Raw genomic sequence first — 14,242 nt, forward strand, 5'->3', positions numbered from 1 at the left:
CCTGGTCGTTCTTGAATTCTTCGAGGGGGACATAAGCCTCGGATTTGAGTCCGGCATTCACAACCACGTGGTTGTGATCGATACGAACAACTTCAGCGGTGATAACTTCACCGGTACGCATTTCAGAGCGTTTCAGCGATTCTTCAAATAGGGCGGCAAAAGATTCAGACATTGATTTTCCTAATCCACAGGGCAGGTTTCCGAGAGCACCATTGCTATCGTTTTTAGAGCTGACTGCGGCGGTTTTGTGCGGATGATCCGCGGGTTAAGTTAAATATTCCTGTTGACCGTGTACTGGCGTACGTTGAAGGTCAGAAGGGCCGTAGGCCTTGCCACCAGTTGAGCACTTGCGCGACCGATTCTTCAATCGAGAGTGCGGAGTTGTCCAGTGGCCTGGCGTCATCAGCGGGCTTCAAAGGGGCGGATTGCCGTGACATGTCACGTGCATCCCTGGCCTCCAAATCCTGCTGAATCCCGGCGATTGTAGCCGAAATTCCCTTTGAAATCAATTGCTTATGGCGCCGTTCGGCTCTTTGCCGGGCGCTCGCCGTCAGAAAGACTTTCAGGGGGGCATCCGGGAAAATCACCGTGCCCATGTCCCGGCCGTCGGCCACCAGGCCCGGGAGCTGCCTGAAGCTGTGCTGCAGGTCCACCAGGGCCAGACGGACCGCCGGCAGGGCAGATACGCGGGAAGCGTTCATGCCGGCTTCCTCGGTGCGAATCGTTTCGGTGACATCCTGCTCACCCAGCAAGACCTTGCCGTCGGAAAAACGGACCGGCAATTGCCTTGCCAAGGCCGCAATCGCTGCTTCCTGTGCCGGTTCGATGGCCAGGCCGGCCTGCATGGCCGCCAGGGCGGTGATGCGGTACATGGCGCCGGAGTCGAGAAAGTGGTAACCCAGCCGGCGTGCCACCAGTGCTGCGACGGTGCCTTTGCCGGAAGCGGTCGGGCCGTCAATGCAGAGCACGGGAATCGAATTTCGCTCGGCGTGTGCCACCGAGAAGAGTGTTTCAAAGTAGTCCGGGAAGGTCTTGGCTACGCATTTTGGATCCAGGATGCGGACGGGGAGCCGGGCGGGATTGAACGCTGCCAGGGAAAAACACATGGCCACCCGATGGTCGTCATAGGTGTGGATAGGTGCGGTCTGCCATTGCCCCGGCGGCGTGATGCGCAGGTAGTCGGCGCCTTCCTCGACGCCGGCGCCCAGCTTGCGCAACTCGCAGGCCATGGCGGCGATGCGGTCGGTTTCCTTGACGCGCCAGCTGGCAATGTTGCGCAGGGTGGTGGTGCCGTCGGCGTACAGAGCCATCACCGCCAGGGTCATGGCAGCATCGGGAATGTGGTTGCAGTCCAGGTCGATGGCCTTGAGCGGCCAGGCACCGCGCCGGATGGTCAGAGTGTTGGCGCTGCTGTCAACCAGCGCACCCATTTGCCGTGCTGCCTCGACAAAACGGATGTCACCCTGGATCGAGTCTGCGCCTACACCTTCAATTTTTATGCCATTTTGGCCTGTAGCCGGCGCTGCTATTGCGCCAAGCGCTATGAAATAGCTAGCGGATGAGGCGTCGCCCTCGACATGGATGTCGCCGGGCGAACGGTAGCGGCTTCCGGCGGGGATCGTGAAGCGTTGCCATCCGTCCCGCTGAACCTGGATGCCGAAACGCGCCAGCAGCTTGAGCGTGATGTCGATATAGGGCTTGGAAATCAGCTCGCCGACGACTTCCAGCGTGATGTCCCGGCTTGCCACCAGTGGCAGGGCCAGCAGCAGGGCTGTCAGGAACTGGCTGGACACATCGCCGCGTACCCGGATAGGCGCGTTCAGTGTGAGGTGTCCGGTCTGGATGTGCAATGGCGGAAAACCATCCTGCCCGAGATAGTCGATATGGCAGCCGAGCTGGCGCAAGGCATCGACCAGGTCGCCGATGGGCCGTTCGTGCATGCGCGGCACACCCGACAATTCAAAGTCGCCGCCGAGCAGCGCCAGTGCCGCTGTCAGCGGTCGCATGGCGGTACCCGCATTGCCCAGATAAAGCCTGGCCTGTTTTTGTGCCAGTTGGCCGCCCAGACCGTCGATGATGGCCGTGGTGCCCTTTTGCGCCACCGTGCAGCCCAGTTGCCGAAGCGCTGCCAGCATCACCGCGGTGTCGTCGGATGCGAGCAGGTCATGCACCGTGGTGCGGCCCTCGCTCAGAGCGGCAAGCAGCAAAACCCGGTTGGAGATGCTTTTGGAGCCGGGCAGGCGAACGGTGCCGCCTGCAGCCGTCAGTGCCGGGATGTCCAGGAACTCGGTATCGAACATCGCCCCGCGCCTACTTGATGGATTTTGTGGGGGTGATTCGCCAGTTGGCGCGGGTATGGCTGGCGTGGTCGATGCGTTCTTCCAGTGCATCGCCGTCGGCCTTGGCGATCAGTTTCTCGAGCGAATGCAGGGCTTCCTGAAAGATTTTTGACTGTTCCAGCAGCTCTTCGCGGTTGGCGACCAGGATGTCGCGCCACATTTTCGGATCGCTCGCCGCGATGCGGGTGAAGTCGCGAAATCCGGGGCCGGCCAGCGATAGGTAGTCCTTGCCCTGAGCCTGGCCGGAAATGCTGTTGATCAGCGCAAAGGCGATCAGATGGGGCAGGTGGCTGACGGCGGCATACGCCGCATCGTGGGCCTGCGGGGACATCTTGGTGACATTGCAACCCAGCGCTGTCCAGACATCGACGGCTTTCTGGAGTTGCACCGTGAAGGTTCGTTCGATGGGCGTCAGGATGACCTGTTTGCCGGTATACAGGTCTGCATCGGCATGCTCGACACCAGACACTTCCTTGCCGGTGATGGGATGCGCCGGCACAAAACAGCCCACATGGTCACGCAGTACCCGGCGTGCTGCATCGACCACATCGCGTTTCGTGGAGCCGACATCCATGATGAGGGTCGTGGGTGTCACCAGATGGCGGATGGCCTTGAAGCTTGCTTCGGTGGCGGATACCGGGACGGCGAGCAGAACAATGTCAGCGCCGGAAACCGCCAGCAGGGCCGAGGGCGCTTCCACATCAATGACGCCCATTTGCCGGGCACGTTCTGTCGTGGAGGGTGATTTGCTGTAACCCACAATGCGTTTGACCAGGCCCGCACGTTTGAGCGCCAGCGCAAAGGAGCCGCCCATCAGGCCGCAGCCTATCAGTCCCAGTTGCTCAAACATGAAAGGGCGCCAGGATGGTTTGCAGTTGCTTCATGGGTGTTGTTTTTAGTCGCTGACGGGGTAAGTGCCCAGCACCTTGTAGAAGGCACAAAGTTGTTGCAGGTCTTTCAAGGCAGCCGCCACATTGGGCTGCGAGGGGTGGCCCTGCAAATCAATGTAGAAGAAGTATTCCCACTGGCCCGAGCGGGCCGGACGCGATTCGAAACGCGTCATCGACACACCGTGAGTTTTCAGCGGGACCAGAATGTCGTGAACGGCGCCGGGTTTGTTGGGCACGGAGACGATCAGGCTGACACAGTCCTTGCCGGATGCCTGCGGGGCTTGCAGTATCTGCGGAAGGCAGATCACGGCAAAGCGGGTGCGGTTGAAGGCATCGTCCTGGATTGCATGGGCGGCGATGTGCAGGCCGAATTCGGCGCCGGCGCGTTCGCTGGCAATGGCGGCCCAGGCTGGGTTGCCTGCGGCCAGGCGTGCACCTTCGGCGTTGCTGGACACGGCGCGCCGTTCAGCGTCGGGTAGGTGCGTTCCGAGCCAGCCCTGGCATTGCGCCAGCGCTTGCGCGTGGGCAAGAACGACCTCGATGCCGTCGAGCGAGGCCGAGAGGCGCAGCAGATTGTGGCGAACCAGCAGGCTGGTTTCGCCAACCACGTGCAGCGGGGAATTCAGGAACAGATCCAGCGTGCGTGTCACCACACCTTCGGTGTTGTTCTCCACCGGAACCACCCCGAACTGGGCGGTACCCGCCGTGGCCGCACGAAACACCTCGTCGAAACTGGCGCAGGGAACGTGTTCGATGCTGGAGCCGAAAAATTGCACCGCCGCCTGTTCGCTGAAGGTGCCGGCCGGGCCGAGGTAGGCCACGCGCTGCGGGGCCTCGAGCGCACGGCAGGCCGACATGACCTCGCGCCAGATGTGGGCGATGTTGTCGCCTTTGAGCGGGCCGGGGTTGGAGGACTGCAGCCCCTGGATGACCTGGGCCTCCCGCTCGGGCCGGAAGACCGGCGAGCCGTCGTGACGCTTGAGCTCACCAACCTCGTTGGCCAGTGCGGCACGCTGGTTCAGAAGTGCCAGCAATTGCTGGTCCACAGAGTCAATGCCCTGACGAAGTTGCTGAAGGGTTCGGGTCATGGGTGAAAGGGTTCAAACCCCACAGGTGGGGCGGTGACGCGCAGGCTGGCTCAAAGAAAAACTGGGCGTCATTTTTTCGCTGGTTTGACGGCCGGTGCCGGACCGACAATTTTCTCGGCGGTTTCATTAAATTGCTTGGCACGGGCCTGGATGTCAGTCTTGGAGGTTTCCACCAGTTTCTTGACAAACACATTGACCAGTTCAGGCGTCGCCGCCTTGTATTTTTTAACGGCAGGGGATTCAAAAAATGCCGTGAGCTGCTTGAGTTCGTCCAGGGTAAAGCGCTCCATGTATGCAGGTACCAGGGCATCCTTGCTGGCCTGGGCGACCTTGCCCGCGATGATTTTGTTGGCGTCAGCCGCAAATTTGGCGAGTTCGGCGTTGAGGTCTTCCGTCGCTTTGGCCTGCTTGGCCTTGGGAGCGGATTCGAGCCGGGATTCCCAGCCGCCGATCAGGTCCTGGGTCGCGCTGCCGGCGAGTTGCTCGACAAGGCTGTCCAGGTCGGGGCCTTGCTGCAAGGCCACCAGCCGTGTGGCCCATTCGAGCTTCGGGTCAGTAGGTTGTGCATGGCTGGTGGCCGTCAGGGCGCAGGCGGCCATGACCACTGCAGTCAGTATTTTTTTCATTGAAGGGTTTCCGGGTTGGAGGCGGGTTTGCCTGAATCTGTGTCGGGGTCGCTGTCATTGTCGTCCAGCGTGGCGTCATTTTCGACGATGCGCTGCAGGCCACTGAGCTGGGAGCCTTCGTCCAGCCCGATCAGCGTCACGCCCTGGGTGGCGCGACCCATCTCGCGGATCTCGCTGACTCGGGTGCGAACCAGCACACCCTTGTCGGTGATCAGCATGATCTCGTCGTCCACATGCACAAGAGTCGCCGCAACAACCTTGCCATTGCGCTCGCTTTGCTGGATGGCAATCATGCCCTTGGTGCCGCGGCCGTGGCGGGTGTATTCCTGAATGGAGGTGCGTTTGCCATAGCCATTCTGGGTAGCGGTCAGAACGCTTTGCTCCTCGTCCTCCGCAACCAGCATGGCAATCACTCCCTGGCCGTCGTCGAGCATCATGCCGCGCACGCCGCGGGCATTGCGGCCCATGGGACGCACGTCGTTTTCGTCGAAACGTACCGCCTTGCCGCCGTCAGAAAACAGCATCACATCGTGCTTGCCGTCAGTGAGCGCTGCGCCGATCAGGTAGTCGCCGTCATCAAGGTCAACAGCGATGATGCCGGCCTTGCGCGGATTGCTGAAGTCTTCGAGGGGCGTTTTTTTAACTGTGCCCATGCTGGTGGCCATGAACACGTACTGATCCGCCGGGAAGCTGCGTTTTTCGCCGGTCAGCGGCAGCACCACGGTGATTTTTTCACCTTCCTGCAAGGGGAACATGTTGACAATCGGGCGGCCGCGCGAACCGCGCGATCCGGCCGGGACTTCCCACACCTTGAGCCAGTAGAGCCGGCCGCGGTTGGAGAAACACAGGATGTAATCGTGCGTGTTGGCGATGAAAAGCTGGTCGACCCAGTCGTCTTCCTTGGTGGCGGTGGCGAGCTTGCCGCGGCCCCCGCGTTTTTGCGCGCGGTATTCGGACAGCGGCTGGCTCTTGATGTAACCGGTATGCGAGAGCGTCACCACCATGTCGGTCGGCGTGATCAGGTCCTCGGTACTCAGGTCGAAGGAGCTATGCTCGACCTGGCTACGGCGCATCCCCAGCTTGGATTGGCCGAATTCCTGGCGGATGACAGCGAGTTCTTCGCCGATGATGGTCGAGACGCGTTCGGGACGTGCCAGGATGTCCAGCAAGTCGTCGATTTCCGCCATGACTTCCTTGTACTCGGCCACGATCTTGTCCTGCTCCAGGCCGGTCAGGCGCTGCAGGCGCATCTGCAGGATTTCCTGGGCCTGCGTTTCTGACAGCCGGTACAGGCCGTCGTTGCCCATGCCGAATTCCTTCTCCAGCCCGTCCGGGCGGTAGTCGTCGGCATTGACCACGCCGCCGTCGGCGCGGGTGCGGGTGAGCATTTCGCGCACCAGGCTGCTGTCCCAGGGCCGCAGCATCAGCTCGGCCTTGGCAACTGGCGGTGTTGGCGCATTCCGGATGATGGCAATGAAGTCGTCGATGTTGGCCAGGGCAACCGCCAGGCCTTCGAGCACATGGCCGCGCTCGCGTGCCTTGCGCAGGGTGAACACGGTACGGCGCGTTACCACTTCACGGCGATGCGACAGGAAGACCTGAATCAGGTCCTTCAGGTTACACAGCTTGGGCTGTCCGTTGACCAGCGCCACCATGTTGATGCCGAAGGTGTCCTGCAGCTGCGTCTGCTTGTACAGGTTGTTCAGGACGACTTCCGGCACTTCGCCGCGTTTAAGTTCAATCACCAGGCGCATGCCGGACTTGTCGCTTTCGTCCTGGATGTGGCTGATGCCTTCGATCTTCTTTTCGTGCACCAGTTCGGCCATGCGTTCCTGCAGGGTCTTTTTATTGACCTGGTAGGGCAGTTCGTCAACGATGATGGACTGGCGCTGGCCCTTGTCGATATCCTCGAAATGGCAGCGCGCGCGCATGACCACCTTGCCGCGGCCGGTGCGGTAGCCGTCCTTGACGCCGTTGATACCGTAGATGATGCCGGCGGTGGGGAAGTCCGGCGCGGGGATGATTTCCATCAACTCGTCGATGCTGGCCTGAGGGTTTTTCAGCAGGTGCAGACAGGCATCGACGACTTCATTGAGGTTGTGCGGCGGGATGTTGGTGGCCATACCCACCGCGATGCCACCGGAACCGTTGATCAGCAGGTTGGGAATGCGCGAAGGCAGGACGAGGGGCTCTTTTTCGCTGCCATCGTAATTGGGGCCAAAGTCGACGGTTTCCTTGTCGATGTCCGCCAGCATTTCCTGGGCGATCTTCGACAGGCGGATTTCGGTGTACCGCATGGCTGCCGGGTTATCGCCGTCCACCGACCCGAAGTTGCCCTGGCCATCGACCAACATGTGGCGCAGGGAAAAGTCCTGGGCCATCCGGACGATGGCGTCATACACGGACTGGTCACCATGCGGGTGATATTTGCCTATCACATCGCCGACGATACGCGCAGATTTTTTGTAAGGCCGGTTCCAGTCGTTGTTCAACTCATGCATCGCAAAAAGCACCCGCCTGTGAACCGGCTTGAGGCCATCGCGGGCATCGGGTAAGGCGCGCCCGACGATCACGCTCATCGCGTAATCGAGGTAGCTGCGCCGCATTTCCTCTTCAAGACTGATGGGCAGGGTTTCTTTGGCAAACTGGGTCATGAGAGGCCTGGGTGGGATTTTGCGACGCGCATGGGGAGATAAGCCTGCTGATTTTAAGGCCTGCAAAGGGCTTGACAGGGGTGTGGCAAGTCCGCAACAAAAAACAAAGATTCTCGTTTCTGTGTCGGACGAAGCCGATACACGGCTTGAACGCTCAATGAGCTATGGCACAATAACTGTAACGCTTTGAGTGATGGTCACTCACGGCGTGTATCCAATCGCAGCAAGTCTGCGGCTTTTCTCTAGAGGAGAACCATGAAGAAACTCAACAAAGTGGCAATGTTGTTTGCTTCCGCAGCGCTTGCAACCGCCGCTGGTGCACAAACAATCGACAACTGGAAAAACGGCACCAATGAGTTGGTCTGGAAAAACGGTACCAACGAATATTGCTGGCGTGATGCCAACTGGACCCCGGCAACTGCCGCTCCGGGCTGCGATGGCGCCATTGTTCCCGTTGCCGCTCCTGCTGCCCCGGCTCCTGCTGCTGCGCCTGCAGCTACTCCCGCTCCTGCGCCCGTAGCTCCTCCCGCGGCGACAAAGGTCACCTACGCAGCTGATGCTTTCTTCGATTTCGACAAGTCTGTGCTCAAGCCTGAAGGCAAAGCCAAACTTGACGATCTGGTTGGCAAAATCAAGGGCATCAACCTCGAAGTCATCATTGCAGTCGGTCACACCGACGCCGTCGGCAGCGACACTTACAACCAGAAATTGTCGGTTCGCCGCTCTGAGGCTGTGAAGGCTTATCTGGTGTCCAAGGGCATCGAGAAAAACCGTGTCTACACTGAAGGCAAAGGCGAGAAACAGCCTGTTGCTGACAACAAGACCAGCGAAGGCCGCGCGAAGAACCGTCGCGTGGAAATCGAAGTGGTTGGCACCCGCGCCAACAAGTAATCCTTCCCGGATCACTTAAAAAACCGCGCTACGGCGCGGTTTTTTTATGGGCGGGCGATAATCAGATTCATGCACACCACTGAAAACGCAGACCCGGCCGAACTGGCCAAATTTTCCGATCTGGCCCACCGCTGGTGGGACACCGAGAGTGAATTTCGTCCTTTGCACCAGATTAATCCCCTGCGACTTGGCTGGATAGAGGACCTGGCGCCGCTCAAAGGCAAGCGGGTCCTCGATATCGGTTGCGGCGGCGGCATTCTGGCCGACGCCATGGCCCGCCAGGGTGCGCAGGTTTTGGGCATTGATCTGGCGACCAAGGCGCTCAAGGTCGCCCAGCTCCACGCACTCGAGGCGGGAACCCAGGGCGTCGAATACCGGGAAATCAGCGCGGAAGCGCTGGCCGCCGAGCAACCCGGCAGTTTCGATGTGGTCACTTGCATGGAAATGCTGGAACACGTGCCGGACCCGTCGTCTGTCGTGCGCGCCTGCGCGACGCTGGTCAAGCCGGGCGGCCAGGTTTTTTTCTCGACGATCAACCGCAACGCCAAGGCTTTCCTGTTTGCCATTGTCGGTGCGGAATATATGCTGAATCTGCTGCCCCGCGGCACGCACGAATATGCCAAATTCATCAAACCCAGTGAACTGGCCGCTGATTGCCGGGGCGCCGGGCTCAATCTTCAGCAGACCAGGGGAATGGAATACAACCCCTTGACCCGTCATTACTGGCTCAGTGCCGACACCAGCGTCAACTACATGCTGGCCACGCAGAAACCCTGAGGCAATTTGGCCGATGTTTAACGATATTGAGGCGGTGTTGTTCGACCTGGATGGCACGCTGATCGACAGTGCGCCTGACCTCGGCGCCGCAGCCGACAAGATGCGAACCGATCGAGGACTGGTTTCGCTCCCGCTGGCGGATTACCGGCCCATGGCCGGCGCCGGTGCGCGCGGCATGATTGGTGTGGCTTTTGGCCTTGCACCGGATCATGCCGACTACGGGGCCCTGAAAGAAGAGTTTTTCACGAACTACGAAGCCTGCATGACCGAACGCACCTGCGCCTTCGAAGGCGTGGCCGAGCTGATTGCGCAAATAGACAGTGCTGGGCTCAAATGGGGTGTGGTCACCAACAAGTCGGAGCGCTTCACCCTGCCGCTGACCCGTCAGATGGCATTGTTCAGCACGGCCCGAACGATTGTGAGCGGCGATACAACGCCGCATTCCAAGCCGCACCCGGCCCCGTTGTTGGAGGCGGCCCGGCAGCTCGGGCTTGGTCCTGACCGGTGTGTTTACGTCGGGGATGACGAACGTGACATTGTTGCGGGACGCGCCGCAGGCATGCCGACGGTGGCTGCAGCTTACGGTTATCTTGGTGCGATGGCCGACATGCAAGGCTGGAAAGCCGACGCCACCATTGTTTCACCAGGGGCACTCTTGAATTTGCTGCGAATGGCTTAAACTACCCAGCTTGGGGCTGCATTGGTTTCGACGTGGGTTCGGACGCGGTGTGGTGCATGTCGAGCTGAGTGTGCTCGTAAAACTGATTCAAACAAACTAACTGCAAACGACGAACGTTTCGCACTCGCTGCTTAATTGCCAGTGAGCTTTACAACAGCAGGCCGATGGGCTGGGCAAGGGGTTTTTAACGCAAGTTGAAAGCTCCCGGCTGTAAAGATAATTTTATCGGCTGGCTCCGGGCTGGGTACCTTAACCCGGGGCAAGAAAATAGGGTGCTGGCGTCCTGTGTAGCGTGCGACTGCGCGACTCAGGTGGCGAGACTTAAATCAGACCGCTAAACATGTAGATCTGCCCGAACAAGGCTTGCGGACGGGGGTTCAAATCCCCCCAGCTCCACCACTATAACGTCCAAGGCCGTTTACTGAAGTACAGTAAGCGGCCTTTTTCATTGGGGAATGCTTAAATATTGTGCAATTAAGTGCAACGAGATTTAACACTATCCAAAGCAAATACGGGGAACAAAGCGGGGAACAGCTGACGGAACTCCTTTATAATTGATGTCTGTTCCCCGGTTTGCTGTTGAAGGTTTGCTATGCTGACTGACAGACACTGTAAAAACGCTGAGTGTCCGCCGGATAAGAAGCGCGCACGGTTTGCCGATTCAAGAGGGTTGTATCTTGAAGTTAGCCCTGGCGGGTCTAAGCGCTGGTTTTGCAAGATCTATGCAGACGGCAAAGAGGGGCGGATGGCACTTGGTAGCTATCCGAATGTCAGCCTCGCTGCCGCGCGCGGTGCGCGCGATGCGGTAAGGTTGCAGAAGGCCGCTGGCCTTGACCCAATTCAGCTTAGAAAAGTTGAAAAACTCAAATCCACAAACCCTCAAGGCGATACGTTCAGGGCGGTAGCACTGGAGTGGTACGCGAAGCAGGCGCCCGATTGGAGCCCTGCACATGCAGACCGTTCTCTAAGGCAGTTCGAGCGTGATCTTTTTCCATGGCTGGGTGAGCGTCGCATACAAGAAATAGAAGCTGTAGAACTGCTTGCTGCTTTGCGAAAAGTGGAGGAGCGGGGCGCTGTCGAAACAGCAGATCGCGGCTTAATGCTGGCGCGTCAAGTGTGGCGTTATGCGTCTGCCACTGGCAGGGTAACCAAAGACATAACGGCTGATTTAAAGGGTGCGCTGACGCCTTATCGAGGCACCCACTTCGCGGCGATTACCGACCCGAAGCAGTTGGGGATATTGTTGCGTGCAATCGATGCTTACAAGGGTGGACCGATAGTGCGTGCGGCTTTGAAGTTGGCGCCTATGCTGTTTCAAAGACCCGGTGAGCTAAGAGCGGGGGAGTGGTCCGAGGTGGAACTCGACCAAGCGATGTGGGAGATACCGGCAGCCAGGATGAAACGGGAGAAGGCGGGAAAAGAAAATGGGCCTCCTCATTTCGTGCCGTTGCCGCGCCAGGCGGTCGAAATATTGCGTGAACTTCGGGTGTACACCGGTCATGGGCGGCTCATGTTTCCCGGTGAACGCAATCACGATCGGCCAATTTCAGAAAACTCCGTGCGAACTGCGTTGATTACGATGGGATATAAGTCCGATCTGCAAACGTGGCATGGGTTTAGGGCAACAGCTAGAACCATGCTGGCCGAGCGGCTCGACTGCGACCCTTTGGTGGTTGAGGCCCAACTAGCTCATGCGGTGAAAGATGCCAATGGTCGAGCCTACAACCGTACTCAATACCTGAAGCATCGGGCTGAAATGATGCAAAGTTGGGCTGACTATCTAGACATGCTTCGTACGAATCCTTAGCGCGAGGCCGTCCACTCCGCCATTATTGGTTGTAAGTCGTTGATTAATAAAGATTTTTAGCTTACATGTCAACGACTTACACGTCAACTCACAAGCCGCAAAATTTTCATTGCGGCTTTTTTTCGCCAGCTCGTTAAAAGCAGTTGGGGATCCAGGCCGGTATCGATGAATTCGTCGCCAGCTCCAGGATCAACCGATATGAGCTTGGCGTGCACCGTGCCGACCTTCTGACTGCAGAGAAGCTGGCCAAGGTGCTTGACGTCACCCCGGCTTTTTTATGCCTCAGATGATGCTGTGGCGGATCTGCTGTTTAAGTACACCAGAGCGTCACAAGCCTTGCGTCGGCAGATTCAACGCCTGCTGGCTGATTTGCCGTCTCCAGACCAACTCCGCTGATAGCCTATTTCCCTTTGGGCTGCGGCTTGGCGGTGACGCCGATGTAATAGGCTGGCGTGAAGTTGCTCAGGGCGGTGTTGAAATGATCGCTAGGATCGATCCATGAAGCCGGGTCAATCACGTAGGCGAAGTCTTTCGCGCCACCTGTTCCCTTCACTCTGTGATAGAGGACGTGACGTCCAAGCTCGGTCAACTCGTCATACTCGACCAGGAGTAATGCCACTTCCGGCAGCTCTACAAAGCTTGTGAAGTCCTTGTAGCTGGTGACCACCAAGCCGCTCAGGTTAATGAGCAGAGCAGCGATCTTGGTTTCCGTGATGAAGTACGGTCCGAACGCTGGCACACCAAACTGGACGGCCAAGGCGTGAACTTCCTCCAGTTTGCGGCCGGTGAGTGTGGCGATGCAGGCGCGTCCATGCGCTCTTCCATTTGGACGCGTTGGAATGGTGATTTGAAGCCCTCGGGCAGGCCTGTGTTGGTTGCGGGTTTGTTGCCATGGGATGCGCTCCTTGATTTGAGGATTGAAAAATGCGCGCAGCAGTACTGACCTGAGGCCTAGAACAGCTCTGGTATTGGAAAACTCTTGGAATTTCAGAATTGAGTGAATGTGGGGTCCGGTTTTGATGCCGGATTTCACTCTAGACGGCGCTGCTGCGCTGTTTACCAGGCTCAAAACTTTGCCGTTAGAGGTTTCGTATTGAGCTTTGGTGATTCAATTATTTCACGAAAAATCGGCGTCTATAACCAAATAACTTTGTGTAAATCCGCAAGAATTCGATGATCAAGTCCTGATGCCTTCGTCAATTACTGAATACCGTCCAAATTTGCTTGAGATGGAACAGGTTCAAGGGGTAACGCGGATTAAGATGCTGCGGGGCTCCCTTTCTGTGTAAGGCGAATGCGGATGCTGAAAGCACAAAAAAGGCGAATAGTCAAGAAATGACGACAACCATTCATACAATCCTCGACGAATTCAGGGACGCGGCAACCTCAAATCGAGACTTGGGTGACAAGTTTGAAAAGCTATTCGCAACGTATCTAGTCACGGATCCGCTCTATCAGGACAAATTCAGCGACGTCTGGCTCTGGAATGAATGGCCTGATCGTGGCAATCGACCAGATGTTGGCGTAGACCTTGTAGCTAAGGAGCGCTACACAGGTGGATTTTGCGCCATTCAATGCAAGTTCTATGACCCAAGTCATACCTTGCAGAAGGCCGACATTGATTCGTTCTTCACGGCCTCGGGTAAAGCTCCTTTCACCTCAAGGATCATTGTCTCCACCACCGACAAGTGGGGAAAGCATGCTGAAGAAGCTCTAGAGAACCAGCACGTTCCTGTTTCACGCTTGCGAGTGCGGGACTTGGCGGATAGCCCGATTGATTGGTCTGAGTTCTCCATGAAGAAGCCGACAGCTATCAAGCTCAAGGCCAAGAAGAAGCTTAGGGATCATCAAAAGAAGGCCTTGGAAAAGACCGAAGACGGCTTTACTGAAAGCGACCGTGGCAAGCTCATCATGGCTTGTGGCACGGGCAAGACCTTTACCGCCCTCAAGATCACTGAAAAGTTCGTGCCCAAAGGTGGCATCGCGTTGTTTCTTGTGCCTTCAATTTCCCTGCTGTCTCAAACGCTGAGAGAGTGGACTGCTGAAACTGAAATTAGCATGCAAAGCTTTGCAGTCTGCTCAGATTCCAAGGTGGGAAAAAGGAACGAAAGCGAGGACATCAGCGCGCATGATCTGGCGTTCCCTGCGACGACCGATATTCAAAAACTCGCCGACCAAGTGCAAGCGTTTGCTGGTAAGAGAGATTTGACGGTGATCTTCTCCACCTACCAATCCATTGAGGTAGTAGCCTCTGCCCAGAAGAAGGGTTTGCCCGAATTTGACCTTATTGTGTGTGACGAGGCTCATCGGACCACCGGTGTGACCTTGGACGGCGACACCGAATCGCACTTCGTCAAAGTCCACGACCAGAGCTTTATCAGGGGCAAGAAGCGCCTCTACATGACCGCGACCCCTAGAATCTTTAGCGACAGCGCAGTAAGCGCGCGGTGATCCCGTCTTGACGACGGCCTGGGCGATCAGGTGTTCGCGA

13 protein-coding genes and 1 other RNA gene are annotated in these 14,242 nt (G+C 57.9%); 7 read left to right on the plus strand and 7 right to left on the minus strand.

What is annotated here, in order from left to right; all coding sequences use genetic code 11:
• From ABI660_RS20295 to gyrA, 6 genes are all read right to left on the minus strand, one after another.
• A partial coding sequence (locus ABI660_RS20295) for a S1 RNA-binding domain-containing protein (protein ID WP_348071538.1) occupies window positions 1-172 on the minus strand: 172 nt, incomplete at its 3' end.
• Window positions 173-311: 139 nt separating this feature from the next.
• The gene (locus ABI660_RS20300) at window positions 312-2,300 is read right to left on the minus strand and encodes a bifunctional 3-phosphoshikimate 1-carboxyvinyltransferase/cytidylate kinase (protein ID WP_348071516.1); all 1,989 of its coding nucleotides are present in this window, start codon (window positions 2,298-2,300) and stop codon (window positions 312-314) included.
• Window positions 2,301-2,310: 10 nt separating this feature from the next.
• Entirely contained in the window at window positions 2,311-3,189 is an 879-nt protein-coding gene (locus ABI660_RS20305) for a prephenate dehydrogenase/arogenate dehydrogenase family protein (protein ID WP_348071518.1), read from the minus strand.
• A 45-nt stretch (window positions 3,190-3,234) separates the two neighbouring features.
• The gene (gene pheA / locus ABI660_RS20310) at window positions 3,235-4,317 is read right to left on the minus strand and encodes a prephenate dehydratase (RefSeq protein WP_348071520.1); all 1,083 of its coding nucleotides are present in this window, start codon (window positions 4,315-4,317) and stop codon (window positions 3,235-3,237) included.
• A gap of 68 nt (window positions 4,318-4,385) precedes the next feature.
• Complete coding sequence (locus ABI660_RS20315; RefSeq protein ID WP_348071522.1) at window positions 4,386-4,943, minus strand: DUF2059 domain-containing protein; 558 nt, start codon at window positions 4,941-4,943, stop codon at window positions 4,386-4,388.
• Complete coding sequence (gyrA, locus tag ABI660_RS20320) at window positions 4,940-7,597, minus strand: DNA gyrase subunit A (protein ID WP_348071524.1); 2,658 nt, start codon at window positions 7,595-7,597, stop codon at window positions 4,940-4,942. Before gyrA ends, ABI660_RS20315 begins: the two co-directional genes overlap by 4 nt.
• Window positions 7,598-7,852: 255 nt before the next feature.
• Between gyrA and ompA the strand changes: the two genes are divergently transcribed.
• From ompA to ABI660_RS20350, 6 genes are all read left to right on the plus strand, one after another.
• Complete coding sequence (gene ompA / locus ABI660_RS20325) at window positions 7,853-8,488, plus strand: outer membrane protein OmpA (RefSeq protein WP_348071526.1); 636 nt, start codon at window positions 7,853-7,855, stop codon at window positions 8,486-8,488.
• 69 nt (window positions 8,489-8,557) lie between these two features.
• Window positions 8,558-9,265, plus strand: coding sequence for a bifunctional 2-polyprenyl-6-hydroxyphenol methylase/3-demethylubiquinol 3-O-methyltransferase UbiG (ubiG, locus tag ABI660_RS20330; protein WP_348071528.1), 708 nt, complete (start codon window positions 8,558-8,560; stop codon window positions 9,263-9,265).
• 13 nt (window positions 9,266-9,278) lie between these two features.
• The gene (locus ABI660_RS20335; protein WP_348071530.1) at window positions 9,279-9,944 is read left to right on the plus strand and encodes an HAD-IA family hydrolase; all 666 of its coding nucleotides are present in this window, start codon (window positions 9,279-9,281) and stop codon (window positions 9,942-9,944) included.
• A 12-nt stretch (window positions 9,945-9,956) separates the two neighbouring features.
• Window positions 9,957-10,343: a transfer-messenger RNA gene (gene ssrA / locus ABI660_RS20340) on the plus strand.
• A 193-nt stretch (window positions 10,344-10,536) separates the two neighbouring features.
• Complete coding sequence (locus ABI660_RS20345) at window positions 10,537-11,751, plus strand: integrase arm-type DNA-binding domain-containing protein (protein WP_348071532.1); 1,215 nt, start codon at window positions 10,537-10,539, stop codon at window positions 11,749-11,751.
• A gap of 209 nt (window positions 11,752-11,960) precedes the next feature.
• The gene (locus tag ABI660_RS20350; RefSeq protein ID WP_348071539.1) at window positions 11,961-12,041 is read left to right on the plus strand and encodes a hypothetical protein; all 81 of its coding nucleotides are present in this window, start codon (window positions 11,961-11,963) and stop codon (window positions 12,039-12,041) included.
• A 110-nt stretch (window positions 12,042-12,151) separates the two neighbouring features.
• On the opposite strand, the gene ABI660_RS20355 is transcribed toward ABI660_RS20350, so the two are convergent.
• Window positions 12,152-12,784 carry a hypothetical protein gene (locus tag ABI660_RS20355; protein WP_348071534.1) on the minus strand — a complete coding sequence of 211 codons (633 nt, stop codon included), beginning with the start codon at window positions 12,782-12,784 and terminating at the stop codon, window positions 12,152-12,154.
• Between the two features lie 302 nt (window positions 12,785-13,086).
• Between ABI660_RS20355 and ABI660_RS20360 the strand changes: the two genes are divergently transcribed.
• The gene (locus ABI660_RS20360; protein ID WP_348071536.1) at window positions 13,087-14,202 is read left to right on the plus strand and encodes a DEAD/DEAH box helicase family protein; all 1,116 of its coding nucleotides are present in this window, start codon (window positions 13,087-13,089) and stop codon (window positions 14,200-14,202) included.
• Window positions 14,203-14,242 lie beyond the last annotated feature (40 nt).

The sequence above is a fragment of the Polaromonas sp. genome (genome assembly GCF_039930745.1).
Lineage (GTDB): Bacteria > Pseudomonadota > Gammaproteobacteria > Burkholderiales > Burkholderiaceae_C > Polaromonas.